The following is a 23,698-nucleotide window of genomic DNA, read 5'->3' as shown; positions in this document are numbered from 1 at the left end:
GCATGGCCCCAGATCGTATTGCGTCGGCAAAAGCCATCACCGTCCGGCGGGCGCGCACCAGTGATGTGCACACCATCCGCGCCCTCGTGGACACGTACGCGCGCAGTCGCATCCTGCTCGACAAAGCGAACGTGACCCTTTACGAGGACATCCAGGAGTTCTGGGTCGCGGAACGCGACGAGGACGCGCGCGTGATCGGCTGCGGTGCGCTGCACATCATGTGGGAAGACCTCGCCGAAGTGCGCACTCTGGCCGTGGATCCCGAGTTCAAGGGCGCCGGAGTGGGCCACCAGGTCCTGGACAAACTCCTCCAGACCGCCCGCTGGATCGGAGTCCGCCGGGTATTCTGCCTGACCTTCGAAGTACAGTTCTTCGCCAAGCACGGCTTCGTGGAGATCGGTGAGGCACCGGTCGACGGAGATGTCTACAGCGAGCTCCTGCGTTCCTATGACGAGGGCGTCGCCGAGTTCCTCGGTCTCGAACGGGTGAAGCCGAACACCCTGGGCAACAGCCGGATGCTTCTGCACCTCTGAAACAGCTGTAAGTGCTGCAACCCTATGTCCGAAACGCGCACGTTTCCCGTGTTCTCGGGGTACTGAACCTGTGACAGGGGTTTGTGTTTTCCCCGGAAAAGCGGTTTCCTTTCCGCGTACTGCATTTTCGATGAAAGGAAATCCGGTGGCACAGAAGGTTCAGGTCCTTCTTGTTGACGACCTCGACGGCGTCGAGGCGAACGAGACGGTGACGTTCGCTCTGGACGGCAAGACCTATGAGATCGACCTCACCACCGCGAACGCGGAGAAGCTCCGCGGGCTGCTCGACCCGTACACCAAGAACGGCCGGCGCACCGGTGGCCGTGCCGCGGGCCGCGGCAAGGCGCGCGTTGTTTCCGGCGGCAGCCAGAACACCGCCGAGATCCGCAAGTGGGCCAAGGAGAACGGCCACGACGTGAACGACCGCGGTCGTGTCCCGGCTTCCGTGCGCGAGGCCTACGAGAAGGCCAACGGCTGAGTCTGCCGCTCTTTTGACAGTGCCGTATTCACGATCAACCGGGCCCGGTGGCATTCCGTTGCCGCCGCAGCCAGCAGGCGCACGAGATCGGGGGCGGCCCCACGGCCCTCGCGGCCGGCGCCCCCGAAGCCGGTAAAGACCGGAAGGGGAAGTTCCCTTCCGTTCACGGGAGCGGGGGGCCGCAGCCACACCGCGGCCCCGCCCGCCAGGCTCGGACCGCACGGCGCCGCCAGGGGCGGTGCGGGAGCGGTGATCAGACTTCCCGGGCCGATCGCCCGGAGATCCAGCGGTACGGAGCCCCACTCCAGCCACTCCAGGAGTGCGGGCACCTCCTCCGCGCTCCCCGCGGCCACCAGTAGCCGCATCAGCTCCCCCTGGAGCGCGACCGGACCCGTGGGCCCGACCCGGCGCAGTACGGCACGGCCCGCGTCCGCGGGCAGCTCCAGGACGTCGAAGCGCAGACCGGTACACAGCAGAACCGGTTCGCCGGGGGCGCTCACCGTGGCCCAGCCGAGCTCCTCCTCGTACCAGGAGGCCCACTGCGCGGAGCCACCGCCGGGCAGCGGCAGCCGGGGAGGGGGAACAGTGGGGTTCATGCCTGGAGAAACGTCTCACCGCCCGCGTGGTTACGCTGCGTCGGGAGTTGGATGCGTTCCGTGGGGAAATGGGGGCGTGTGGGTGGATCCGGCAGCGCAAGGATGTTCGCCCGTAGCTGAGGGAACCGGTGTGCGCGGCATGGAGTGTCCGTGCTTGCGGGTAAGACATTCCTAGTGGGGAGGGGCGACACGCGTGCAAAGCGGTCCCACGTTCGCCATCGGCGTAGTGGCGATAGGGCTAACTGCTTGGCCTGCGGGAACATCGTCTCGCACCATCGAGTTGTGGAAGTAGTCGGCTGTTCAAGCCGGGAGGCAGGAACGGGTGTCGGCAGTTGGAATGAGCTGTCCCGCCCCGCGGGACTAGCATGCGGAAGGACAGGGAGGGGACCGACCCCTTAACTGCCCGACCGCTCTGAGGAGCGAATAACGATGTTCGAGAGGTTCACCGACCGCGCGCGGCGGGTTGTCGTCCTGGCTCAGGAAGAAGCCCGGATGCTCAACCACAACTACATCGGCACCGAGCACATCCTCCTGGGCTTGATCCACGAGGGTGAAGGTGTCGCCGCTAAGGCCCTGGAGAGCCTCGGCATTTCGCTTGAGGCGGTTCGCCAGCAGGTCGAGGAGATCATCGGTCAGGGCCAGCAGGCTCCGTCCGGCCACATTCCCTTCACCCCGCGTGCGAAGAAGGTCCTGGAGCTGTCGCTCCGCGAGGCCCTCCAGCTCGGCCACAACTACATCGGCACCGAGCACATCCTGCTCGGCCTGATTCGCGAGGGCGAGGGCGTCGCCGCCCAGGTCCTGGTGAAGCTGGGCGCCGATCTCAACCGGGTGCGGCAGCAGGTCATCCAGCTGCTCTCCGGATACCAGGGCAAGGAGACCGCCGCAGCCGGCGGACCTGCCGAGGGCACGCCCTCGACGTCCCTGGTGCTCGACCAGTTCGGCCGGAACCTCACCCAGGCCGCTCGTGAGTCCAAGCTCGACCCGGTCATCGGGCGCGAGAAGGAGATCGAGCGGGTCATGCAGGTGCTGTCCCGCCGGACCAAGAACAACCCGGTCCTCATCGGCGAGCCCGGCGTCGGCAAGACCGCCGTCGTCGAAGGCCTCGCGCAGGCCATCGTCAAGGGCGAGGTGCCCGAGACCCTCAAGGACAAGCACCTCTACACCCTGGACCTCGGCGCGCTCGTCGCCGGTTCCCGCTACCGCGGTGACTTCGAGGAGCGGCTGAAGAAGGTCCTCAAGGAGATCCGCACCCGCGGCGACATCATCCTGTTCATCGACGAGCTGCACACGCTCGTCGGCGCGGGTGCCGCAGAGGGCGCGATCGACGCGGCTTCGATCCTGAAGCCGATGCTGGCCCGCGGTGAGCTCCAGACCATCGGTGCCACCACGCTGGACGAGTACCGCAAGCACCTGGAGAAGGACGCCGCTCTCGAGCGCCGCTTCCAGCCCATCCAGGTCGCGGAGCCCTCGCTCCCGCACACCATCGAGATCCTCAAGGGTCTGCGCGACCGGTACGAGGCCCACCACCGCGTCTCCATCACGGACGAGGCCCTCGTCCAGGCGGCGACGCTGGCGGACCGGTACATCTCGGACCGCTTCCTTCCGGACAAGGCGATCGACCTGATCGACGAGGCCGGATCCCGGATGCGCATCCGCCGGATGACCGCGCCGCCGGACCTCCGCGAGTTCGACGAGAAGATCGCAGGCGTCCGCAGGGACAAGGAGTCGGCGATCGACTCGCAGGACTTCGAGAAGGCCGCCTCCCTGCGTGACAAGGAGAAGCAGCTCCTCGCCGCGAAGGCCAAGCGGGAGAAGGAGTGGAAGGCCGGCGACATGGACGTCGTCGCCGAGGTCGACGGCGAGCTCATCGCCGAGGTCCTGGCGACCGCGACCGGCATCCCGGTCTTCAAGCTGACCGAGGAGGAGTCCTCGCGGCTGCTGCGCATGGAGGACGAGCTCCACAAGCGCGTCATCGGCCAGAAGGACGCCATCAAGGCGCTCTCGCAGGCGATCCGTCGTACGCGTGCCGGCCTGAAGGACCCGAAGCGTCCCGGTGGCTCGTTCATCTTCGCCGGCCCCTCGGGTGTCGGTAAGACCGAGCTCTCCAAGACGCTCGCCGAGTTCCTCTTCGGCGACGAGGACGCGCTGATCTCCCTCGACATGTCGGAGTTCAGCGAGAAGCACACGGTCTCGCGTCTCTTCGGTTCGCCCCCTGGTTACGTGGGCTACGAAGAGGGCGGCCAGCTGACGGAGAAGGTGCGGCGCAAGCCGTTCTCCGTGGTCCTCTTCGACGAGGTCGAGAAGGCGCACCCGGACATCTTCAACTCCCTGCTCCAGATCCTGGAGGACGGTCGTCTGACCGACTCCCAGGGCCGGGTCGTGGACTTCAAGAACACGGTCATCATCATGACGACCAACCTGGGTACGCGGGACATCTCGAAGGGCTTCAACCTGGGCTTCGCCGCCCAGGGCGACGTCAAGACCGGGTACGAGCGGATGAAGAACAAGGTCAACGAAGAGCTCAAGCAGCACTTCCGCCCCGAGTTCCTCAACCGTGTCGACGACACGGTCGTCTTCCACCAGCTGACCGAGGAAGACATCATCCAGATCGTCGACCTCATGATCGCCAAGGTGGACGAGCGCCTGAAGGACCGCGACATGGGCATCGAGCTGAGCTCGGACGCCAAGGCGCTCCTCGCCAAGAAGGGCTATGACCCCGTGATGGGCGCCCGGCCGCTGCGCCGGACGATCCAGCGCTCGATCGAGGACATCCTCTCCGAGAAGATCCTTTTCGGTGAGCTGCGCCCCGGTCACATCGTGGTCGTCGGCACCGAGGGCGAGGGCGACGCGAAGGAGTTCACCTTCCGCGGCGAGGAGAAGGCAGCCCTGCCGGACGTTCCGCCGATCGAGTCCGCTGCCGGTGGCAACGGGCCGAACATGACGAAGGACGCGTGACGTTCGGCGCTTGCGCCGAGTGAGCGTGTGAAGGGGTCCCGGAACCGACGGTTCCGGGACCCCTTCGTCGTGCCGTACGGCTACGGCCGCTGCCGACGGACCTCGGCGAGCAGTGCGTGAAGATTTCGTCCCTCGTAGGTACCGCGCAGGGTGACCACTTCGAGGTGCTCGGGCGGCAGCAGCGGCAGGTGCGCCAGCCGGTCGGCGGTGCGTACGTCGATCTCGTACGGGAGGACCGCGAGCCGGGCCAGTACGTCGCGGGCGTACCCGGCGGTGGGGAAGAAGGCCCACGTGTCCACGAGAGCCTGGGCGACGTCCTCCTGGGCGCGCCGGGCGATCTCACCGGCGTACCCGAGGGCTTCGGGGCCGCCGATCCGGCCCAGCATCCGGACCGTGTATTCGGCCTGGGACGTGCTCAGTTCCCCGGCCGCGGGCAGCAGCCCGATCACGGACGGGCCGAGGCGGGCCAGCTGCGCGGCGTGGTCAGGACCGGCGGGCGGGACGACCGTGCACAGGAGATTGCGGACATCGCGGGCGACCGCCTCGTCCAGCCAGGTCGCGTGCTGGGCACACAGGGCGGTCAGCACGGGGCGGGTGCCAAGTTTGAGGAGCCCGCGCAGGAGTTCGGTCATGTCGCGGCGGTTGCAGTGGCCTGCGGCCAGCAGGACGACGTCCTCCCAGCGGGAGTCCTCGGCGTGACTGAGGAGTTCCGGCAGGTGGCCGCCCTCGACGAATTCCTTCGCGGCCAGAAAATCCTGGAAGGTGCGGTGGGTGAATTGGAAGAAGTCGTCCACCCGTTCCTGGAGGAGGCCGGTCCGGTTCACCAGATGATTGAGGATCTTGTCGGAGTCGGCCTGGCGGCGGATGCGTTCCATTCCGGCGAGGGCGGGCTGTACCTGGCGGACGGCCTGGAGCCGCGTGAACTCGGACTGGCCGCCCCTGACCTGCCAGACGGCTATCCGCTGGAGGAGCTGGGTGTGTTCCTCCACGGTCAGGTCGATGCCCTCGGGGCTGCCGATCCTCCGGCGTTTGTCGCGGTTGCCGAGGAGCATGTGCAGGGCCGACTGGTAGAGGGACCAGCGGGTTTCGGGGAGGAAGCCCTGGCGGACGCGGTGGACCGCACAGATCACGGCACACAGAAGAGGAGTGCGGGCGAGATCCGCGAGGGCGGGATTCTGACGGAACTGGTGGGAGAGGTCCCGTTCGAGGGCGGTCAGATCCTCGTGCGGGTCGCTGCCGCCGAAGCGGGCGGCCTTGTGCCAGGCAGCAACAAAGGACTGGATGTCGCCGTTGCGCATGGGCAGAAGGCGTAATTCCTCGAACCTCTCGGAGCCGAGCCAGTCCGGGGCGACGGCGAGCGGGCGCGAAGTGATGACGCAGCGGTTGTCCGGGTAACGGGCCAGCAGGCCGGCCAGCCAGTCGCGGGCGTCCTCGCGGTCCTCCTGGGAGACCTCGTCGAGGCCGTCCACCAGGATGAGCGCCCGGCCCGCCTTGAGGACGCGGCCCGCCCAGCCGTCCGGGGCCTCGTCGATCATCAGGCGGGACGCGGCGGGGAGCTGTGCGGGCGTGGGGAAGGTGCGTCCCTGGGCGCGGAGGGTACGCAACGGGACGACGTACGGCACAAGGCCGTTGAGATCGGCGAGCTCTGGGCGGTGCGTCCCGGCGGCGGCGTGCGCGGCCAGCCACCACAGGAGCGTGGTCTTGCCCGCGCCGGCATCGCCTCGCAGGAGGACGCGGGGGCGGGAGGAGAGGAGGGTGTCGATGCGCTGCGGGGTACGGGCGGTTTCGGCACCGGAGTGCGCCTCCAGACTCAGGTAGGCCGTGTCGAGGTCCCATTCGGCGTCCTGCTTGGAGAGCTCGTCCAGGCCGAAGATCCTGGTCTTGCGGTACGCGGCCCCCACGGCGAGGGCGTACTCCCTCTCGAAGGCCGGGTCCTCGGGGCAGGTACCACTGATCGGTTCGAGAAGGACGGCACGGCCGGTCGCCGCGGCGTAGGCGTCGCGGAACGGGGGACTCTCCACGATCCGGCGCAGCGGGACGCAGAGCAGTCTGCGGTGGTGGCGTCCGGCCGGGACCGACCGGACGATGCCGAGCAGGCTGCTGCCGGAGAAGACCGGGGCGCCGGAGAGACCCGCCAGCGGGGAGGTGCCGTCCTCGCGTTCCGCGGCGGGCGGGCGGTCGAACTCGAAGACGAGCTCGCGGCGGATCAGACCGGCGGCGGGCAGCACGGTGCCGGTGAACTGGTCGGTGTCCAGCTTCGCGCCCTGGTACCGCTGGATGTCGGGGAACCCGACGATCTGGCAGCCCGGCAGCGGGTCGGTGGTCTCCGGAACGCTCAGCCGGACACTGCCGCCCGGCGGCGCCGCCCGGTAGACACCGCTCAGCGTGGCGGGCGTGTCCTGTGACACGGATACCAGCAGCGCCGCGTCCAGCGCATCGTCGCGCCAGACCGTCCGGTACGACCAGGTGCCCGGGCTGCCGGGCCGGGCGATCCGCACCAGCGAGAGTGTGCCCAGCGTGTGGGCACACGTCAGTACGAGGTGCTGCCTTGCGACCAGGACACTGTCGCGGTGCGCGAGGAGTACACCGCTGCCCTGGCTCTCACCGAGTACGGCGACGGTCAGCGCGGCGACGTCGTAGGAGGCGGACAGGTGGGGTGCGGCCATGCGGGCGGGGCTCCCTAGTCCACGTCACCGAAGTCACCGGTGTCCGCCGGGCGGACATTGGCCACATCGAGGTCGGACCCGGTCGCCCGTACCTTCGGCTTCAGCGTCAGCGACACCTTGTGTGTCCGGCCCGTCGACCGGGCGGCGTCCGCGCCCGCTTCGATCACCCAGGCCTTCACCTTCGTGCCGCCCTTGAACTCCTTGCGCAGTTCCACCGTGAACTCCAGCTGGATGTCGCCGACGGTGAAGGCGATGTCCTGGCCGGCCCCGCGCGCGGTGGCGGCCAGGAGTTGGCTGCGCACGGACTCCACCGCCTCCGCCAGCTCGATGCCGTCGAACTCGTGCGCGTCGTCGTCGGCCATGACGGGAACCCCCTGTGTGTGACGTGAACTGCCCACCGCTACAACGGATTCCGGGCCGCCCGCAGTTCCCGTATCAGCCCGGCACGTCCTACGCGTGCACGATGCGCACCACCGTCACCACCAGCACCGCCGCGCTCACGTAATAGACGACGACGGCGCCGCCCGCGACGCCCTGGCGGCGGTCCTTCTCGCCCTTGACCTCTCTCGTCCCCTGGCCGTACGGGTCTCTGGCGAGGGCGCGCATGGAGTGTTCGAAGCGCTGGCGGAGGTCGGGGTGCATCGCGTGCCGGGCCGTCTCGGCGGCCGGGGCGTACTGGATGCGGAGGCGGCTCATGAGGCTTCCGGGCGGGGGTCGGGGCCGGGGCGCGGCTCGTCGGCGGAGGCGGCCACGCAGTCCGAGAAGTCGCCGGTCGCGAGGCGTGCGAAGACCGCCTCGTCCTCCTCGGCGGCATCCGTCGGTGCGAGGGCCCAGCGGGCGAGTACCAGGGGGAGGTCGAGGGCGGGCGTCCGGGCGATCTCGGCGTCCAGGTCCGCTGCCTGGGCGGCCGTGAGGGCGGCGCGGATGGTGGGAAGCGTGGCAGGGAGGTCGATCCGGCGTCCGCTGACCACCGTGTGCCAGGTGATCGCGGGGTCGCTGCCGGGATCCGTGCCGCTCCCGTGCGTGTGGTCCTCGCCCATACGGTTCCCCTCCCGTCCGGCCACAGCCCTCCGCCACCACGGTACGCCGACGCCCCTCATGCGGTGGAGACTTGCGCACGAAGTGCCAGGGGTCGAGGGGAACGGCGCCAAGCCCTCCGTACGAGTGGCGCGGGGGAGCGGGATTGACGCGCGGGGACCCGCTGCGGGCTCACCCGGGCCGGTCCCGCAGGGCTCACACCACCGCCCTCCCGTGACAAGGCACACAGGACATTTCGCCCCTACTAGGAGGAATAGTGGGTCCGATCGTGCCGTCGGCGGGACTTTGGGGGAGGGGGTACCGGGGACCTTCGGCCCGGCGGGGCCGAGCCGGGCTCCACCGGCGGGCATGTCCATTCGAGGCCGTTCTGGCGTGGAGCTAAACCCCTCGAGGTAAAGATCTTTTGCTGTGTGGCCGAAGGTCCGTCAGGGCGTCAAGGGACCAAAATCCACCGGCCCTCCTACGAGGAGATCTAGTAGCGAGGCGGTTTGGGCGGGCGTCGGGGGCGGGGTTACGAATGTGGGGCAAGCCCGGCGAACCCGCCGGGCTCTCGTGACTCCGGAGGTATAGCCCGTATGTCGAAGCGCGTCTCGTCCCGCATCCGTACCGCAGTCGTCGCCGCCTCCCTGGGTGCGACGGTCGCGGCCGGCACCGGGACCGCCTTCGCCGTTGAGGCCAAGGCTCCGGCCCGGGCCTCCGAGGCCGCGCCCCAGGTCGTGGCCGAGGCCGCGGCCAAGAAGAAGGCCCCCAAGGCCAAGCGGTGGGCCAAGCCCGTGCAGCGTTACGCGCTCTCCGCCACCTACGGCAAGGGCGGCGGCATGTGGGCCCGCAAGCACTCCGGCCAGGACTTCGCCGTCCCGGTCGGCACCAAGGTGAAGGCCGTCGGCGCCGGCACCGTCGTCAAGGCGGGCCCGAACGGCGGCGGTGACGGCCCCGCGTACGGCAACGCGATCGTGGTGCGGCACGCCGACCGCACCTACTCGCAGTACGCCCACCTCTCGCGCATCCAGGTCAGGGTCGGCCAGAAGGTCGCCGCGGGCCAGCGGATAGCCCTTTCCGGCAACACCGGCAACTCCTCGGGCCCGCACCTGCACTTCGAGATCCGCACCACCCCGAACTACGGCTCCGCCATCAACCCGGTCGCCTACCTGCGCTCGGTCGGCGTGAGCATCTGACCCCTCAGTCCGCGGCCCGCGGCGGCTGGGCCCGCGTGACCAGATCGATGGCGACTTCGAGGACGGCCTTCCGCTTCTCCTCGGGGTCGCCTTCGATGTCTTTCAGCGCGAACATCCCCGCGTGCATCGTGAACAGCGCACTGATGCACCGCACCTGGTCGACCAGCGGAGCCCCGGGCTCCTTCATCACGTCGACCATGGAGATCATCCGCTCCTTGAACCCGTTGCCGACGCTCAGATCGCGCACGGTGCCCTGGTTCTCCTGCATGAAGCGGAACAGCGGCGCCGCCTCGTTCAGCGCGGCGCTGTAGCGGACCAGCAGCTCCGTCCTGGTCTCCAGGGTGCGGGGCTGCCCCTGGGCCCACTCGATCAGCTCGTCCATCGGCCGGGTCAGGTCCTCGAAGAGGCTGACCAGGATGTCTTCCTTGGTCTTGAAGTGGTAGTAGAGCGCCGCCTTGGTGACGTCCAGCTTCTCGGCGATCTCCCGCAGCGAGGTCTTCTCGTAGCCGCGCTCGGCGAACATCTCCAGCGCCACGTCCTGGATGCGCTGGCGCGTGTCCCCCCTGCGCGGCCGGCCCGTGCCGCGGGTGCTGCTGCTCATCGACGTACTCCCCAGGCTTGTTCCACTCGACGACAGGGACCCGCCAGAACTTACTTGACGACCGGCTAGTCAGCCCTCTATCTTCCCCGAGTGTAGCCAACTTGCCGGGCGGCAAGTAAGTGGCGTCGGCGGGTTGTGGAAGAGGAGCGGGACATGGGGAAGACGGGGATGGCGAAACCACTGGTGTCACAGGCGCCGGGTACGGGAGGCGGGGCGGCGGGCCCCGGAGGCGCAGCGGCGGGCAATACAGGCAGGGCGGGCAGGGCGGGCAAGGCGGGCAGGGCGAGCAAGGCGGAGAAGCAGCCGCGCAGTGTGCGGGTCGTGCTGTTCGCCCTCATGATCGCGATGCTGCTCGCGATGCTCGACAACATGATCATCGGCACCGCGATGCCGACCATCGTCGGCGAACTGGGCGGCCTCGAGCACCTCTCCTGGGTGGTCACCGCCTACACGCTCACCACCGCTGCCTCCACTCCCATCTGGGGAAAGCTCGGCGACCTGTACGGCAGGAAGGGCATCTTCCTCACCGCGATAGTCGTCTTCGTCCTCGGCTCCGTACTCAGCGGAATGTCCCAGGACATGGCGCAGCTGATCGGGTTCAGGGCGGTCCAGGGGCTGGGCGCCGGCGGTCTGATGGTCGGTGTCATGGCGATCATCGGCGACCTCGTTCCGCCGCGTGAGCGCGGCAAGTACCAGGGCATGATGGCCGGCGTGATGGCGCTCGCCATGATCGGCGGCCCGCTGGTCGGCGGTGCGCTCACCGATCACCTCGGCTGGCGCTGGTCCTTCTACATCAACGTCCCGCTGGGCGCGGTCGCCCTCGCGATGATCATTTCCGTACTGCACCTGCCGAAGAAGGATCGCAGCAAGGGCAGGATCGACTACCTGGGCGCCGGGCTGCTGACCGTCGGCATCACGGCGATCGTGCTGGTCACCACCTGGGGCGGCACCGAGTACGCATGGGGCTCCGGCCGCATCCTCGCGCTGATCGCCCTCGGCGTGCTCTCGATCGCGGGCTTCCTGTACGTCGAGACGAAGGCGGCGGAGCCGATCATTCCGCTGCATATCTTCCGGAACCGGAACTTCACCCTGATGTCGGTGATCGGCTTCATCGTCGGCTTCGTGATGTTCGGCGCGGTGCTCTACCTCCCGCTGTTCCAGCAGTCCGTGCAGGGCGCTTCGGCGACCAACTCCGGCCTGCTGCTGCTGCCGATGCTGATGTCCATGATGCTGGTCTCGCTCGTGGTGGGCCGGGTCACGACCAACACCGGCAAGTACAAGGCCTTCCCCGTCGCGGGTGGTGCGCTGATCACGGCCGGGCTGTTCCTGCTGGCCCAGATGGACACCGGGACCTCGCAGCTGACCTCCGGCATCTACATGGCGGTGCTCGGCGCGGGGATGGGCTTCCTGATGCAGATCACCATGCTCGTCGCGCAGAACAGCGTGGACGCCAAGGACATGGGCGTCGCCTCGTCCACCACCACCCTCTTCAGGACGCTGGGTTCCTCCTTCGGTGTCTCCGTGATGGGCGCGCTGTTCACGGCGCGGGTCGCCGACGAACTGGTGGTGCGGGGAGCACCGGAGGGAGGCATCCCCCAGGGCGCCGCGGTGAGCGCGGAGGCGCTGGCGAAGCTGCCCGAGCAGGTGAGGGAGATGTACCAGTACGGGGTCGCGGCCGGCACGCACGGGGCGTTCCTGGTGGGGGCCGGGGTCGCGGTGGTGGCCTTCGTGGCGGCCTTCTTCGTCAAGGAGGTCGTACTGAAGGGAGCCGGACCCAAGGACACGGCGCCCGCGGCGCCGGATCAGGCCGGCCCGGCGGCGCCGGGCGAGACGCGGGAAGCCGTCGCGCAGAAGGTCTGAGGCACGGGGAGCCGTTCCCGGCCCTGGCGGGGCTGAGGCGCGGCCAGGCCGCTACCGGCGCGGGGGCAGGTCCGCCAGGTTGACGATGGGGAAGCTGCCCGTCGCGGTCGGGGCGTGCTCCGGCAGCCACAGCACCGCGATCGCCCCGCGGTTCTGCTGCGCGTTGCGGAAGGTGAGGCGGGCGCCGAGGACCTTGGCCTGGCCGGAGGCGATGGTCAGGCCCAGGCCGTGGCCGTGTCCCGCCCGGTCCGTGGACCCGGTGCGAAAACGGCTCGGGCCCTCGCGCAGGAGGTCGGCGGGGAAGCCCTTGCCGTGGTCGCGGACCCGCACGACCCGGCCCTCGACCGTCACCTCGAAGGGGGGCGCGCCGTGCTTGGCGGCGTTGCCGAGGAGGTTGCCGAGGATGCGCTCCAGTCGGCGCGGGTCGGTGTTCACGTAACTCTCGTGGACCACCCGTACGACCGCGTCGGGGTACAGCGAGGAGACCCGCCGCGAGACGAACTCGCCGAGCGCGATCTCCTGCAGTTCCGCCCGCTCGGCCGCGCTGTCGAGCCGGGCCACCTCCAGGACGTCCTCCACCAGGGTGCGCAGCGCCTGTGCCCGGTCCCGCACCAGTTCGGTGGGGCGTCCGGGCGGCAGGAGTTCGGCGGCGGTGAGCAGACCCGTCACCGGGGTCCGCAGCTCGTGGGCGATGTCGGCGGTGACCCGGCGCTCGGCCTCCACCCGGTCCTGCAGGGCGTCGGTCAGGGCGTCCACCGCATGGGCCAGGTCGTCCGTCTCGTCCCGTACGACACCGCCGATCGCGTCCAGCACCCGCACCCGGGTGTTGCCGAGCGCCACGTCGGTGGCGGCTGCCGCGGCCTTGCGCAGCCGGCGCGAGATGGAACCGCCGATCAGGATGCCCAGCGCACTGCCCGCGAAGACGACCGCCACCGAACCGATCAGCAGCGCCCGGTCGAGGTCCGCGACCACGGCGGCGTTGCCCGGGAAACGGGTGTGCAGGGAAAGGATGTCGTCACCCGGGTACGGGACGGCCGCCCACACCTCGGGCACCCCGTCCGCGTCCTCCTGGACGTGCGTGGCCCGCCGGCCGTGCGCCAGCTTGGCGCGCAGCTCGTCGGGCAGCGCGGGGTCGTTGAGCTTGGAGCCCACCTTGGGATCGCGCGAGGACTCGAACAGCCGCTGCGCGAACTGCAGCCGCTCCAGCTGGAGGTCACGGGCGTTGTCCAGCATCGAGACGCGCGCCGAGTTGTGCACGACGAGGCTGAGCGCGACGGCGATGAGCGCACTGACCGCGGCGATGGCCACACTGATCTTCCAGCGGATGCCGGTGCGGAGCACGAAACGCTTCATGAAGGAGCGTGCCTCAGGCCTTCAACTTGTAGCCGAAACCGCGGACCGTCTCGATCCGGTCCTGGCCGATCTTCGTACGCAGCCGCTGCACATGGACGTCCACGACCCGGGTGTCGCCGCCCCAGCCGTAGTCCCACACCCGCTCCAGGAGCCGGTCGCGGGAGAGCACCGTGCCCGGCGCGGCCGAGAACTCCAACAGCAGCCGCATCTCGGTCGGCGTCAGCGCCACCGGCTCGCCGGCCCTGCGGACCTCCATGCCCTCCGTGTCCACCTCCAGTTCGCCGAAGGTCAGCAGCCCGCCCTCGCCGTCGCCGGACATCGGCTCCCCGCCCGCGCCGGGGCCTCCCGCGGCGTGGCCGAAGCGGCGCAGCACGGCGCGGATCCGGGCGACCAGCACCGACCCGTCGAACGGCTTCGTCACGTAGTCGTCGGCACCGGCCTCAAGACCGAGCACGACGTCGATCGAGTCGGCGCGCGCCGAGAGCATGATCACCGGCACGGTGGACTCGTCGCGGATGCGCCGGCACAGGCTGACCCCGTCCATCCCGGGCAGCATCACGTCGAGCAGCGCGATGTCCGGCTGGCGGGCGCGGAACGCCTCCAGGCCCGAGAGGCCGTCCGGCATCGCGGTCACGGTGAAGCCGTCCCGCTCCAGGGCCAGCTGGGTCGCCTCGCGGATCACATCGTCGTCCTCGACGAACAGGACGTGGGTATCGGCCATGAGGTGCTGCTCTCTCGCTGCTCTTCCGCTGCTCGGTCGGGCGCTGCTGTCGCGCCGCTCGGGTCGGGCGCTGCTCGGTCGGGCGCTGCTCGGTCGGGGTCCGGTCCGGGTCGGTCGGGGTCCGGTCCGGGTCGGTCCGGGTCCGGTCCGGGTCGGTCCGGGGTGCTTGACGGGGTGCCGGACGTCGGCGCCCCGGGCGGGGGCGGCCCCGGTTGTTCCGTACCAGGTTGCCAGGCCCGGGCCCGGGTTGCTCCGCTCGGTCCCGGGCCGGGTTGCTCCGCTCGGCCGGGGCCGTGCAGCGCGGGCGTCAGCCGCCGGGGTCGGCCGTCGGCGTGGGAGTCCGTCGGGCGCTCGCTCCGGCGCTCGGCGTCGCGGTCGGCGTCGCGGTCGGCGTGGCGCTCGGTGCGGTGGACGGCGTGGCGGTCCTCCTGGCGTTCGCCGCGGCCTCCTTCTTGCGCAGATCGGTCGCCCGCTGTTCGGCGCTCTGCTCCTCGCCGCTCTGGTCGCCGTTGCCGACGCCCTTGCTGTAGCTGTTCTCCACCCGGTCGTGCTCGGTGAACCGCTCGCCGGCCCAGCGGTACGTCACGACCACCTCGCCGGAGGGAAACGCCACCGGGTCGCCCTCCTTGTACTGCGGCCGGGTCACCACCAGGTCACCCCGGTCGATCTCCGCGTACACCGCGGGCTCCTCCGCCACGAAGACGTTCTTGTAGCTCCCCTTGTCCTCGCGGAACACATAGGAGCCGATACCGACCGCGTCACCGCAGGTCATCACATTGACCACGACGTCGTCGGAACCGTTCGCGGTGACCCTGCCGTACGAGGCGTCGACCGGGAAGATGTCCTTCACACACGGCTTGAGGTCCCGCTTGACGGCCTCGCTGACCTTCGGGTCGTTCTTGAGGAGCTCGACGGGGTCGACCCGTTCGGCGGGTGCCGCGCCCGGTGCGGACGCCGAGGACTGCGGCTGCGGGGTGACCTTCGCCGCGACCGGGTCGGAGCGGGCCGGGCCCTCGTCCCGCGTGCCGGTGCCCCCCGTTCCGCAGGAGACGGCGAACAGGCCGACGGCGGCGAGCCCGGCCACCGCCGTGGTGCTCACCGCCATGAATCCCCGCCGGGACCCGTCCCCGGAGCTGCCGCCGGGCCTGCCCCCGGACGAGCCGTCCGGCGAGTCGCCGGGCTCGTCGCCGGGCCTGCTCCCGACGCCGCTTCCGCTGCCTAGGCCGCGCACCGCTCCTGCCCCCGTTCGCCCCGCACTCCGCCACGCATGTCACCGCTGCCCCGCAGCTCGCCGCGCTCCAGGGCGCGGAAGTCCAGGTCCCGGCTCTCCAGCTCCTGGCGGAGCCGGGCGAGCGCACGGTGCAGGGTGCTCTTGACCGTACCGGCAGACATGCCGAGTGCGGCAGCGGTCTCCTCGGTGCTCATCTGCTCCCAGTGCCGCAATACGACCACGCTGCGCTGCTTGGGCGCCAGCACTCCGAGGATGTCCATCAGCAGGGCACGGTCCGCGCGCTGCTCCGAGCCGTCCTCGACGCGGGCGTCGGGCAGCTGCTCGGTGGGCACCTCGTCCAGCTTGCGGGCCCGCCACCACTCGGTACGCGTGTTGATCATGACACGGCGCAGGTAGGCGTCGGCCAGCGACTTGTCCGCGATGCCGTCCCAGCGTCCGTACGTACGGGCGAGGGCCGTCTGGAGGAGGTCCTGCGCGTCCACCGGGTCCGGAACGAGCCGGCGGGCACTGCGCAGCAGAGCCTCCTGCCGAGTGCGTACGTACTCCTCGAACCCGAGCACCTCGCCGTGCGCCATTCGAACCGCCTCCGTCCCGTTCCCACTGCCTTGCCCCTGTGCTCACGAAGTTACGGAGGGCTTGTCACGGGGTTGTGCGGGTCAGCGCTCGGAGGACGCACGGCTGTCCATCGGTTGTGTAACAAAGAAATCGGCTCAGCAGGTTTAACTGTGCGGAAGCCGGTACAGGCCGCCCTCCAGCGGTTCCACCAGGCCGTCCGAGACCAGCCCGTCCAGGGCCCGCGCCCGCTGCACCGGTTCGTGCCACACGGAGTCAAGTACCGCCTGCGGCACCGGAGTCGTGGCCTCGCGCAGTACGGCGAGCAGCCGGCCGCGCACCTGGCGGTCGGTACCCGCGTACGTCTGGGTGCGCCGGGCGGGACCCTCGTGCGGGGGCTTCCCCGCGAGCAGCCACGCGCACTGCGCGGCGATCGGGCACTGCCCGCACTGCGGGTTCTTCGCGGTGCACACCAGCGCGCCGAGCTCCATCGAGGAGGCCGCCCAGCGTGCCGCGGTCGGTACGTCCTCGGGGAGCAGCGCGCGGGCCAGCTTGCGCTCGGCGGCGGTGGTCGCGTTGGGCGGGTACTCGACGCCGGACACCGCGCGGGCGATCACGCGCCGCACGTTCGTGTCGAGCACGGCGTGCCGCTGACCGTAGGCGAAGGAGGCGACGGCGGCGGCCGTGTACTCGCCGATCCCCGGCAGGGCGAGGAGCTGCGAGTGCTCCCGCGGTACGTCGCCCTGGTGGCGCTCCGTTATGGCGGTGGCGGCCCCGTGCAGGCGCAGCGCGCGCCGCGGGTAGCCGAGCCGGCCCCAGGCGCGGACGGCCTCGCCGGACGGCTCGGCGGCCAGGTCGGCGGGGCGCGGCCAGCGGGCCATCCACTGCTCGTACACCGGCAGCACCCGGCTGACCGGGGTCTGCTGGAGCATGAACTCGCTGACCATCACGCCCCACGGGCCCGCTTCGGGGTGCCGCCAGGGCAGGTCGCGGGCGTGGCCGTCGAACCAGGTGTTGACGTGGTGGTGCAGGACGGGCAGCGCGGCGCCGGAGTGACCGGTCGCGTGCTCGGCCGCCGTCGCGGTCTCGGTCTCGGGTGCGGTCTCGGTCTCGGGGGTGAACTCAGTGGTCGCAGTCATGGCATTTCCGATCCTGGCACGAAACGTGGCGCGTACGGCCGAGGCGGGACACGGGCGCGGTCATGTCAGGCTCCGGGTCAGGTCAGGTCATGTCACGCTCCGGGGCGTGTCAGGCTCCGGGTCGGGTCAGGCTCCGGGCCGGTCATGTCAGGCTCCGGGTCAGGTCAGGCTCCGGGTCCGGCGGGTGGTGCCCGGTCCGGCGAACCACAGCAGTATTCCTATGCTGCTCGCCCGCATCCACATCACCGACGACTGGGCGAGCCGCGCGGCCCCCCACACCAGCAGTCCCGCGCCGATCCCGCCGGCCAGCAGGCCGACCGCGACGTCGTGCGGGTAGTGCACGCCGACGAAGACCCGGGACAGTGCCATCAGCACCGCCATCGGCGCGACGAACACCGCCAGCCGCGGCCACGCCAGGATCAGCCCGACGGCGGCCGCACCCGCGATCGTGGAGTGGTTGCTGGGGAACGACCAGTCACCCACCTCCGGGCATTCGATCAGCGGCCGGGCGGCCCGCGCGACGGCCCGGCACGGCCGGTCCTCGGTGATGAACGACTTGGACGCCTCGCTCAGCACGTACATCACCCCGGTCGCCAGCGGTGCGAGCACGGCCACCGCGACGGCCGCCGCGCTGTCGCCGCGTGAGCGCCACCACACCACCAGGAACAGGCCGGCGAAGATCAGCAGCCCCAGCTCCGTCCATATCTCGGCCAGGAACTGGAACCAGCCGGGAGTGGAGTGCGCGAAGTTGAGGATGGCGCGGTAGAGCGCGCTGCTGCTTTCCATGAACAGAGACGGTACGGAATGTGTGGGCAGCACTCACAATCGGCGAACGTCAGCCCCCGCACCCGACGAAAGTAGGGGTCGCCGGGCGGCCGTCGGCGTGCGCGCCGGAATGATGATCGGCAAAAGTTGCCGCGACAGCGGCGGGTGGGGCAGGAGTTGGGCCCTGATCTCTCGTAGAGTTCGGGCCGTGGGATCTCTGCGTAATCCAGTCGGGCCGCTCCCCTCCTCCATTTACTGGCGACGGAGGGCCGTCGGGCTGTCCTTGCTGGCCCTGCTGGTGGTGCTGGTGCTCTGGGCGGTGCTCTCCCTCGGGGGAGACGGCGACAAGGACGGCAAGAGCAAGGGCGGCCCCTCGCCCGCCGCGTCGATCACCCCGGGCCCGTCGGGCACAGGCCCCGTGGTTCCCGGCGAACCCGGCGGCCGGGAGGAGCCGGGCGGCGACGGCGGCACGGACGCCGGCGGCGCGGCCAACGGCGGTACGGGCGGCGGAAGTACGGACCCGGCCGGCGGAGCGGACGGAACGTCGCAGGGCGCGTCGTCCGCCGGCTCGGCCGCGTCCGGCGGCGGTACGGGAGGCCCGGCGGCGGGCGGCACCGGAGGCCCTGGAGGCCCCGGCGGCACCGGTGGTACCGGTCAGCAGGTCCCGGCGAACTCGGCGCTCCCCAACTGCGGACCCGGCGCGCTGAAGTTGACCATCGAGACCGTCGAGAACGACGTCGACGTCGACAAGAAGGCCAAGTTCAAGGTCATCGCGCAGAACACCTCGGCCGCCGCCTGCAAGGTGGACCTCGGCCCCGCTGCGGCCGTCGTCAAGATCAAGAACACCGACGGCGAGACGGTCTGGTCCTCCAAGGACTGCCCCGAGGGCGCGAAGTCGCTGCTGTTCGAGGTGCCGGCCAAGGGGACCGTCACCCAGCCCGTCGAGTGGGACCGCAGCCGCAGCGACGCGTCGAAGTGCGAGGCACCGGCCGGGGGTTCGGTGGCGCCGGGAACGTACGTGGTCGAGCTGGCCGGAGCGAAGGTCCCCGCGTCGGTCTTCCTGAAGAAGGACTGACCCGGGGAGGGGCGCCGTCCCCCGGCAGGCAGCTGGGAATCGCCCCGAAGAAGTCGTTGCGCGGGGGCCGCAGGCATCTGCCCGGCCCCCGCCTCGGACGTACGGTCCGTCTCAGACGTACCGTTCGAGGATCGAGGACTCGGCCAGGCGGGAGAGGCCCTCGCGGACCGAGCGGGCCCGCGCCTCGCCGACGCCGTCGACGGTCTGCAAGTCGTCGACACTGGCCGCGAGCAGCTTCTGCAGACCGCCGAAGTGCTCCACCAGCCGCTCGATGATCGCTCCCGGCAGCCGGGGCACCTTCGCCAACAGCCGGTAGCCGCGCGGCGAGACCGCGGAGTCCAGTGTCTCGGGCGAGCCGCTGTAGCCCAACGCCCGCGCCACTATGGGCAGTTCGAGCAGTTCGCTGTGGGTCAGGGCGTCCAGCTCGGTGAGTGCCTCGGCCACCGTCCGTGACCGCTTCGCCGTCGGCTCGGGCACGTAGTCCCGTACGACCAGTTCCCGCTCCGGCTCGACACCGGCGATCAGCTCGTCCAGCTGGAGGGAGAGCAGGCGGCCGTCCGTGCCCAACTCGACCACGTATTCGGCGATTTCCGTGGCGATCCGGCGGACCATCTCCAGGCGCTGCGCCACCGCGGTGACGTCGCGGACCGTCACCAGGTCCTCGATCTCCAGGGCGGAGAGGGTGCCGGCCACCTCGTCGAGGCGCAGCTTGTAGCGCTCCAGGGTGGCCAGGGCCTGGTTGGCGCGGGAGAGGATCGCGGCCGACTCCTCCAGGACGCGGCGTTCGCCGTTCACGTACAGGGCGATCAGCCGCATCGACTGGGAGACCGAGACGACGGGGAAGTTGCACTGCTTGGAGACGCGGTCCGCCGTACGGTGCCGGGTGCCCGTCTCCTCGGTGTGGATGGAGGCGTCCGGGACGAGCTGCACGCCCGCCCGCAGGATCTTCGTGATGTCCTTGTCGAGGATGAGCGCGCCGTCCAGCTTGCAGAGCTCGCGCAGCCGCGTCGCGGTGAACTCGACGTCCAGGACGAAGCCGCCCGTACACATCGACTCGACGGTCTTGTCCATGCCGAGGACGATCAGCCCGCCGGTGTTGCCGCGCAGGATCCGCTCCAGGCCGTCGCGCAGCGCCATGCCGGGGGCGACGGCGCTCAGCGAGGCACGGATCTGGGCCTCGTTGCCCGTGCCGGAGTTACTGGAGCCTCCGCCGGACTTTCCCGGTGATGAGGCCCTGTCGCCTGCTGCCACTGCACTCCTCCGGTCACGGGGGTCACGGTCGGGGCCGCCCCTTCGAGGGGCGGTCAACTTCGCCTCGCGTACGCGGTGGACAGGCGAGACCAGGGCAAAGTCTACCGGCGCTCCTCCTCGCTCCGTGGGGCCTGTGCGCGGGACCGGCGGGGAAGGGCGCTCAGGGCGGCGCCCATGTCGGCCACCTCGGTCACCTTCATTCCCGCAGGAACACGGCCGGGGTCGCCCGGGACCAGCGCATGGGTGAATCCCAGCCGGTGCGCCTCGGCCAGTCTTCGTTGTACGCCCGTTACCCGGCGGATCTCTCCGGCGAGTCCCACTTCGCCGATCGCGACGAGGTTCTTGGGCAGCGGGGTGTCGCTGGCGGCCGAGGCCAGCGCCAGCGCGACGGCCAGGTCGGAGGCGGGCTCGGAGAGCTTCACGCCGCCGACGGTCGCGCAGTAGATGTCGCGCTTGCCGAGCGCGCTGATCCTTCCGCGCTGCTCCAGCACCGCCAGCATCATCGAGACGCGCGAGGTCTCCAGGCCCGAGGTGGTGCGGCGGGGGGAGGGGATCTGGGAGTCGACGGTGAGCGCCTGCACCTCGGCGACCAGCGGGCGGCGGCCCTCCAGAGTGACGGTCAGACAGGTGCCGGGGACGGCCACGTCGCGACGGGTGAGGAAGAGACCGGAGGGGTCGGTGAGGCCGGTGATGCCCTCGTCGTGCAACTCGAAGCAGCCGACCTCGTCCGTCGCCCCGTAGCGGTTCTTCACCCCTCGGACCAGGCGCAGACGGGCGTGCCGGTCGCCCTCGAAGGAGAGGACGACGTCGACCAGGTGCTCCAGCAGGCGCGGACCCGCGATGTTGCCGTCCTTGGTGACGTGGCCCACGAGCAGGGTCGCCATGCCGCGCTCCTTGGAGGCGCGGATCAAGGCCGCGGTCACCTCCCGGATCTGGGCCACCCCGCCGGGGGCGCCGTCCAGCTCGGCCGAGGCGACGGTCTGTACGGAGTCCAGGATCAGCAGGGTGGGCTTGACGGCGTCCAGGTGGCCGAGGACGGCCGCGAGGTCGGTCTCGGCGGCCAGATAGAGGTGGTCGTTGAGCGCGTGGATGCGGTCGGCGCGCAGCCGCACCTGGCTCGCGGACTCCTCCGCCGTGACGTACAGCGTGCGGTGGTCCTCGTCGGCGGCCTTCGCGGCGACGTCCAGCAGGAGCGTCGACTTGCCGACGCCCGGTTCGCCCGCGACCAGGACCACGGCGCCGGGCACCAGACCGCCGCCCAGCACCCGGTCCAGCTCGGGCACGCCGGTGGAGCGGGCCGTGGCGGTACGGACGTCCACCTCGGCGATGGGGAGCGCGGCGCTGGAGACCCGGCCCGCGGCGGTCGTACGCACGGCGGGCGCGCCGAACTCCTCGACCGTCCCCCAGGCCTGGCACTCGGGGCAGCGGCCGAGCCACTTGGCGGTCGTCCAGCCGCACTCGGTGCAGCGGTAGGACGGCCTGTCCTTCGTGGATTTCGTACGGGCAGCCATGTCGTCACCGTACAGACGGGGTCTGACAACGCCGTCGGGGCCCTTCCGGGGTCGCCCCGGACGCACCCCGCCGCACCACGGGCGCATGCACCCCGCCGCACCCCGGACGCACCCCGCCGAGCGCCCGGGATCGTCGCCGTGGGTAAGGGCATAGGCCACTGGTAAGGGCCAAAACATGGCGGAATGAGGAATTCCTGACCTCTTTCGAGGGATCTGTTCACCCGAATGGATTAAAAGGGCGCCAGGAGAGCCAGAGCGCGGGTTCGGCGCGCCTACGGTCTGCCGGGTGACGACCAGCAGGCGGGAGCACTCCACGCAGACCAAGGGAAGCACCGGCACCACGGGCCTCACCGGGAGCACGGACACCACCGGCAGCCCGGGGCGCGCGGGCTCGTCCCGGAGCGCCGATGCGGCCGGGAGCACGGGTCCCGGTGCCACCGGCGCGCGCCGCGCACTCCGGCGTGCGCCCCGCACGCTCGCCCAGCGGCCCCCGACCCGGTACGAGCCCTATCTGGACGGGCTCTTCACCTACGGCCTCTCCGTACTGCGCGACCACGACGTGGCCACCGCGGTACTGGGCGACGTACTGGCCCTCGCCGAGCGCAGTCACAACCGCTGTCCCTCCGACGAAGCGGAACGCAAGGCCTGGCTCTACGCACTGGCCCGCTGGGGCTGTCTGCGCCGCCTCGCCGAGGACAAGCGCCACCGGCAGGCCACCCACGGCGGCCAGAGCGCGCACCGCCCGCCCGCCGCCGTCCCGGAACCGGAACTTCCGGTGGAGGAGAGCGTGGCCCGCGCCCGGCACGCCGACCTCGCCCGGCTCGCCTGGCCGGAGGCGGCCGGCACCACCCCGGAGCAGCGCGAGGCCCTGGAACTGGCGGTGCGCCACGGCCTCACCGACCAGCAGGTCGCCGCCGTACTCGGTCTCGACCCCACGGCCGCCCGCGAACTGCTCGCCGCTGCCGCCTGCGAAGTGGAGCGCACCCGGGCGGCCCTGGCCGTCGTCGAGACCGGCACCTGCCCGACCGTCACCCGGCTCACCGGCGACAGCCAGGTCCTGCTCAGCACGGCACTGCGCGGCGAACTCGTGCGGCACGTCGACGACTGCCCGCTCTGCCGGCGCGCCGCCGAGCGCGCGGGGGCCGCGGGACCCTGGCCCGGTACGGGCGCGACCACCGGCCGGCTGCCGCTCGTCGAGGCACCCAGGGCGGCGGCGTACGTGGCGATGCTGCACGCCCCGCGCGTGCCCAGGAGCGGCACCCCCCGCTTCGACCGCTCCGGCTTCCCGCTCGACCCGAAGGACCGGGCGGCCCGGCGGGAGCGGCTGCGCTCCCGCGCGGTGACGACGACGGTGGTCGCCACCGTGGTGGCGGCTCCGGTCCTGGCCCTGTGGGCCGCCTACCGGGGCGCGCCCGTGACCGGCGAGGGGCACCGCGGCACCACGGTCACCGCGAGCGAGGAGGACGGGGCGACCGCCCGCGACGGCGCCCCCTACGACGGCTACAAGAACGCGGGCAACACGCACAGCAGGCCCGATCCGAGCTTCTCGCTGGGCGGCGGCGTCGCAGTCAAGGTGCTGACCCCGGGCCGTACCGCGCCCGGCGCGGGCACGCTGACCGTACGCGCGGAACCGGCCGGCGGGACGACGGTGGTCAGGCTCACCGCGTCCGGGTCCGGCCCCGTCACCTGGTCGATGTGGTCCCACGCGCCCTGGCTGCACCTGAGCCGGAGCTCCGGGACCCTGGCGCCGGGCGAATCGGTCACCGTCCACATCACGGTCGACCGGACCGCGGAACCCGCTGACCCCTGGACCGCGCGGCTCGGAGTCTCGCCCTCCGGTGCGGTCATAGCGGTCTCCGGCAGGGGCACGGCGCAGAACGGGAACCACCCGGGCGGCGGCCCCGGCCACGGCGGGAACCCCCACCCGGTACCGGGCCAGACCCCGGGGCCCGTACCGACACACCCCACGAGTCCGCCGACAGGGCCGCCGACACACCCGCCCACGCACCCCCCGACCACCCCGCCGACGCACCCGCCCACCAGCCCGCCGACGGACCCGCCGACCACGCCGCCCACGACCCCGCCGACGGAACCGACCACTCCGCCCAGCGGTCAGCCGTCCGACCCGCCCACGACCCCGCCGCCGTCCGAACCCCCGGCGACCCCGCCGCCCGCGTAGGCCGGGGACTTGCGCGGGC

21 protein-coding genes are annotated in these 23,698 nt (G+C 71.0%); 7 read left to right on the top strand and 14 right to left on the bottom strand.

Annotated features, from left to right (window positions below; all coding sequences use genetic code 11):
• Positions 1-2: 2 nt before the first annotated feature.
• Both ACFWVV_RS32540 and ACFWVV_RS32535 read left to right on the top strand, forming a co-directional pair.
• Positions 3-533: an amino-acid N-acetyltransferase gene (locus ACFWVV_RS32540; RefSeq protein ID WP_384356661.1), complete on the top strand. Its 531-nt coding sequence runs from the start codon at positions 3-5 to the stop codon at positions 531-533.
• A gap of 145 nt (positions 534-678) precedes the next feature.
• A complete protein-coding gene (locus ACFWVV_RS32535; RefSeq protein WP_384356658.1) occupies positions 679-1,011 on the top strand; it encodes an Lsr2 family protein in 333 nt (110 codons plus the stop codon).
• Here ACFWVV_RS32535 and ACFWVV_RS32530 read toward each other — a convergent pair.
• Positions 990-1,607 carry an SCO3374 family protein gene (locus tag ACFWVV_RS32530; RefSeq protein ID WP_384356655.1) on the bottom strand — a complete coding sequence of 206 codons (618 nt, stop codon included), beginning with the start codon at positions 1,605-1,607 and terminating at the stop codon, positions 990-992. The genes ACFWVV_RS32535 and ACFWVV_RS32530 overlap by 22 nt on opposite strands.
• 429 nt (positions 1,608-2,036) lie before the next feature.
• Here ACFWVV_RS32530 and ACFWVV_RS32525 point away from each other — a divergent pair, with 429 nt between their 5' ends.
• Positions 2,037-4,562, top strand: a complete 2,526-nt coding sequence (locus ACFWVV_RS32525; RefSeq protein ID WP_384356652.1) for an ATP-dependent Clp protease ATP-binding subunit — start codon at positions 2,037-2,039, stop codon at positions 4,560-4,562.
• Between the two features lie 80 nt (positions 4,563-4,642).
• Here ACFWVV_RS32525 and ACFWVV_RS32520 read toward each other — a convergent pair whose 3' ends face one another.
• From ACFWVV_RS32520 to ACFWVV_RS32505, 4 genes are all read right to left on the bottom strand, one after another.
• Positions 4,643-7,228: an NACHT domain-containing protein gene (locus ACFWVV_RS32520; protein ID WP_384356649.1), complete on the bottom strand. Its 2,586-nt coding sequence runs from the start codon at positions 7,226-7,228 to the stop codon at positions 4,643-4,645.
• Positions 7,229-7,242: 14 nt separating this feature from the next.
• Positions 7,243-7,590 (bottom strand): trypco2 family protein, encoded by a 348-nt coding sequence (locus ACFWVV_RS32515; RefSeq protein WP_384356646.1) that lies wholly within the window; start codon positions 7,588-7,590, stop codon positions 7,243-7,245.
• An 88-nt stretch (positions 7,591-7,678) separates the two neighbouring features.
• The gene (locus ACFWVV_RS32510; RefSeq protein WP_384356643.1) at positions 7,679-7,924 is read right to left on the bottom strand and encodes a hypothetical protein; all 246 of its coding nucleotides are present in this window, start codon (positions 7,922-7,924) and stop codon (positions 7,679-7,681) included.
• Positions 7,921-8,268, bottom strand: a complete 348-nt coding sequence (locus ACFWVV_RS32505) for a hypothetical protein (protein ID WP_384356640.1) — start codon at positions 8,266-8,268, stop codon at positions 7,921-7,923. The genes ACFWVV_RS32510 and ACFWVV_RS32505 overlap by 4 nt, the downstream gene beginning before the upstream one ends.
• A gap of 573 nt (positions 8,269-8,841) precedes the next feature.
• On the opposite strand from ACFWVV_RS32505, the gene ACFWVV_RS32500 reads away from it, so the two are divergent.
• Positions 8,842-9,441, top strand: a complete 600-nt coding sequence (locus tag ACFWVV_RS32500) for a M23 family metallopeptidase (RefSeq protein WP_384356637.1) — start codon at positions 8,842-8,844, stop codon at positions 9,439-9,441.
• A 4-nt stretch (positions 9,442-9,445) separates the two neighbouring features.
• Here ACFWVV_RS32500 and ACFWVV_RS32495 read toward each other — a convergent pair whose 3' ends face one another.
• Entirely contained in the window at positions 9,446-10,042 is a 597-nt protein-coding gene (locus ACFWVV_RS32495; RefSeq protein ID WP_384356634.1) for a TetR/AcrR family transcriptional regulator, read from the bottom strand.
• Between the two features lie 153 nt (positions 10,043-10,195).
• Here ACFWVV_RS32495 and ACFWVV_RS32490 point away from each other — a divergent pair, with 153 nt between their 5' ends.
• On the top strand, positions 10,196-11,902 hold the full coding sequence (locus tag ACFWVV_RS32490; protein ID WP_384356631.1) for an MDR family MFS transporter: 1,707 nt from the start codon (positions 10,196-10,198) through the stop codon (positions 11,900-11,902).
• A 51-nt stretch (positions 11,903-11,953) separates the two neighbouring features.
• On the opposite strand, the gene cseC is transcribed toward ACFWVV_RS32490, so the two are convergent.
• From cseC to ACFWVV_RS32460, 6 genes are all read right to left on the bottom strand, one after another.
• Positions 11,954-13,255 (bottom strand): two-component system sensor histidine kinase CseC, encoded by a 1,302-nt coding sequence (cseC, locus tag ACFWVV_RS32485; RefSeq protein ID WP_384356628.1) that lies wholly within the window; start codon positions 13,253-13,255, stop codon positions 11,954-11,956.
• Positions 13,256-13,268: 13 nt separating this feature from the next.
• Positions 13,269-13,976: a two-component system response regulator CseB gene (gene cseB / locus ACFWVV_RS32480; protein ID WP_384356625.1), complete on the bottom strand. Its 708-nt coding sequence runs from the start codon at positions 13,974-13,976 to the stop codon at positions 13,269-13,271.
• A gap of 307 nt (positions 13,977-14,283) precedes the next feature.
• Positions 14,284-15,075 (bottom strand): hypothetical protein, encoded by a 792-nt coding sequence (locus tag ACFWVV_RS32475; protein WP_384356622.1) that lies wholly within the window; start codon positions 15,073-15,075, stop codon positions 14,284-14,286.
• 119 nt (positions 15,076-15,194) lie between these two features.
• Positions 15,195-15,782, bottom strand: coding sequence for a SigE family RNA polymerase sigma factor (locus tag ACFWVV_RS32470; RefSeq protein ID WP_384356619.1), 588 nt, complete (start codon positions 15,780-15,782; stop codon positions 15,195-15,197).
• Positions 15,783-15,926: 144 nt separating this feature from the next.
• Positions 15,927-16,898, bottom strand: coding sequence for an A/G-specific adenine glycosylase (locus ACFWVV_RS32465; protein WP_384356616.1), 972 nt, complete (start codon positions 16,896-16,898; stop codon positions 15,927-15,929).
• Positions 16,899-17,057: 159 nt separating this feature from the next.
• Entirely contained in the window at positions 17,058-17,684 is a 627-nt protein-coding gene (locus ACFWVV_RS32460) for a phosphatase PAP2 family protein (protein ID WP_384356613.1), read from the bottom strand.
• A 187-nt stretch (positions 17,685-17,871) separates the two neighbouring features.
• On the opposite strand from ACFWVV_RS32460, the gene ACFWVV_RS32455 reads away from it, so the two are divergent.
• On the top strand, positions 17,872-18,738 hold the full coding sequence (locus tag ACFWVV_RS32455) for a hypothetical protein (RefSeq protein ID WP_384356610.1): 867 nt from the start codon (positions 17,872-17,874) through the stop codon (positions 18,736-18,738).
• 111 nt (positions 18,739-18,849) lie between these two features.
• Here the strand turns inward: ACFWVV_RS32455 and disA are convergent, their stop codons facing one another.
• Together disA and radA are read right to left on the bottom strand one after the other, a co-directional pair.
• On the bottom strand, positions 18,850-19,989 hold the full coding sequence (gene disA / locus ACFWVV_RS32450; protein WP_384356607.1) for a DNA integrity scanning diadenylate cyclase DisA: 1,140 nt from the start codon (positions 19,987-19,989) through the stop codon (positions 18,850-18,852).
• A gap of 101 nt (positions 19,990-20,090) precedes the next feature.
• Positions 20,091-21,500: a DNA repair protein RadA gene (radA, locus tag ACFWVV_RS32445; protein ID WP_384356604.1), complete on the bottom strand. Its 1,410-nt coding sequence runs from the start codon at positions 21,498-21,500 to the stop codon at positions 20,091-20,093.
• 286 nt (positions 21,501-21,786) lie between these two features.
• On the opposite strand from radA, the gene ACFWVV_RS32440 reads away from it, so the two are divergent.
• Positions 21,787-23,679, top strand: coding sequence for a hypothetical protein (locus ACFWVV_RS32440; protein WP_384356601.1), 1,893 nt, complete (start codon positions 21,787-21,789; stop codon positions 23,677-23,679).
• Positions 23,680-23,698 lie beyond the last annotated feature (19 nt).

The sequence above is a fragment of the Streptomyces sp. NPDC058663 genome (genome assembly GCF_042716745.1).
GTDB lineage: Bacteria > Actinomycetota > Actinomycetes > Streptomycetales > Streptomycetaceae > Streptomyces.
This window is presented reverse-complemented; position numbering and strand designations above follow the sequence as displayed.

What these genes read in the sequence shown, in the direction of transcription:
- ACFWVV_RS32540 (WP_384356661.1), top strand. Translation starts at nt 3, where the DNA reads ATGGCCCCAGATCGTATTGCGTCGGCAAAAGCCATCACCGTCCGGCGG.
- ACFWVV_RS32530 (WP_384356655.1), bottom strand. Translation starts at nt 1,607, where the DNA reads ATGAACCCCACTGTTCCCCCTCCCCGGCTGCCGCTGCCCGGCGGTGGC.
- ACFWVV_RS32525 (WP_384356652.1), top strand. Translation starts at nt 2,037, where the DNA reads ATGTTCGAGAGGTTCACCGACCGCGCGCGGCGGGTTGTCGTCCTGGCT.
- ACFWVV_RS32520 (WP_384356649.1), bottom strand. Translation starts at nt 7,228, where the DNA reads ATGGCCGCACCCCACCTGTCCGCCTCCTACGACGTCGCCGCGCTGACC.
- ACFWVV_RS32515 (WP_384356646.1), bottom strand. Translation starts at nt 7,590, where the DNA reads ATGGCCGACGACGACGCGCACGAGTTCGACGGCATCGAGCTGGCGGAG.
- ACFWVV_RS32510 (WP_384356643.1), bottom strand. Translation starts at nt 7,924, where the DNA reads ATGAGCCGCCTCCGCATCCAGTACGCCCCGGCCGCCGAGACGGCCCGG.
- ACFWVV_RS32505 (WP_384356640.1), bottom strand. Translation starts at nt 8,268, where the DNA reads ATGGGCGAGGACCACACGCACGGGAGCGGCACGGATCCCGGCAGCGAC.
- ACFWVV_RS32500 (WP_384356637.1), top strand. Translation starts at nt 8,842, where the DNA reads ATGTCGAAGCGCGTCTCGTCCCGCATCCGTACCGCAGTCGTCGCCGCC.
- ACFWVV_RS32495 (WP_384356634.1), bottom strand. Translation starts at nt 10,042, where the DNA reads ATGAGCAGCAGCACCCGCGGCACGGGCCGGCCGCGCAGGGGGGACACG.
- ACFWVV_RS32490 (WP_384356631.1), top strand. Translation starts at nt 10,196, where the DNA reads ATGGGGAAGACGGGGATGGCGAAACCACTGGTGTCACAGGCGCCGGGT.
- cseC (WP_384356628.1), bottom strand. Translation starts at nt 13,255, where the DNA reads ATGAAGCGTTTCGTGCTCCGCACCGGCATCCGCTGGAAGATCAGTGTG.
- cseB (WP_384356625.1), bottom strand. Translation starts at nt 13,976, where the DNA reads ATGGCCGATACCCACGTCCTGTTCGTCGAGGACGACGATGTGATCCGC.
- ACFWVV_RS32470 (WP_384356619.1), bottom strand. Translation starts at nt 15,782, where the DNA reads ATGGCGCACGGCGAGGTGCTCGGGTTCGAGGAGTACGTACGCACTCGG.
- ACFWVV_RS32465 (WP_384356616.1), bottom strand. Translation starts at nt 16,898, where the DNA reads ATGACTGCGACCACTGAGTTCACCCCCGAGACCGAGACCGCACCCGAG.
- ACFWVV_RS32460 (WP_384356613.1), bottom strand. Translation starts at nt 17,684, where the DNA reads ATGGAAAGCAGCAGCGCGCTCTACCGCGCCATCCTCAACTTCGCGCAC.
- radA (WP_384356604.1), bottom strand. Translation starts at nt 21,500, where the DNA reads ATGGCTGCCCGTACGAAATCCACGAAGGACAGGCCGTCCTACCGCTGC.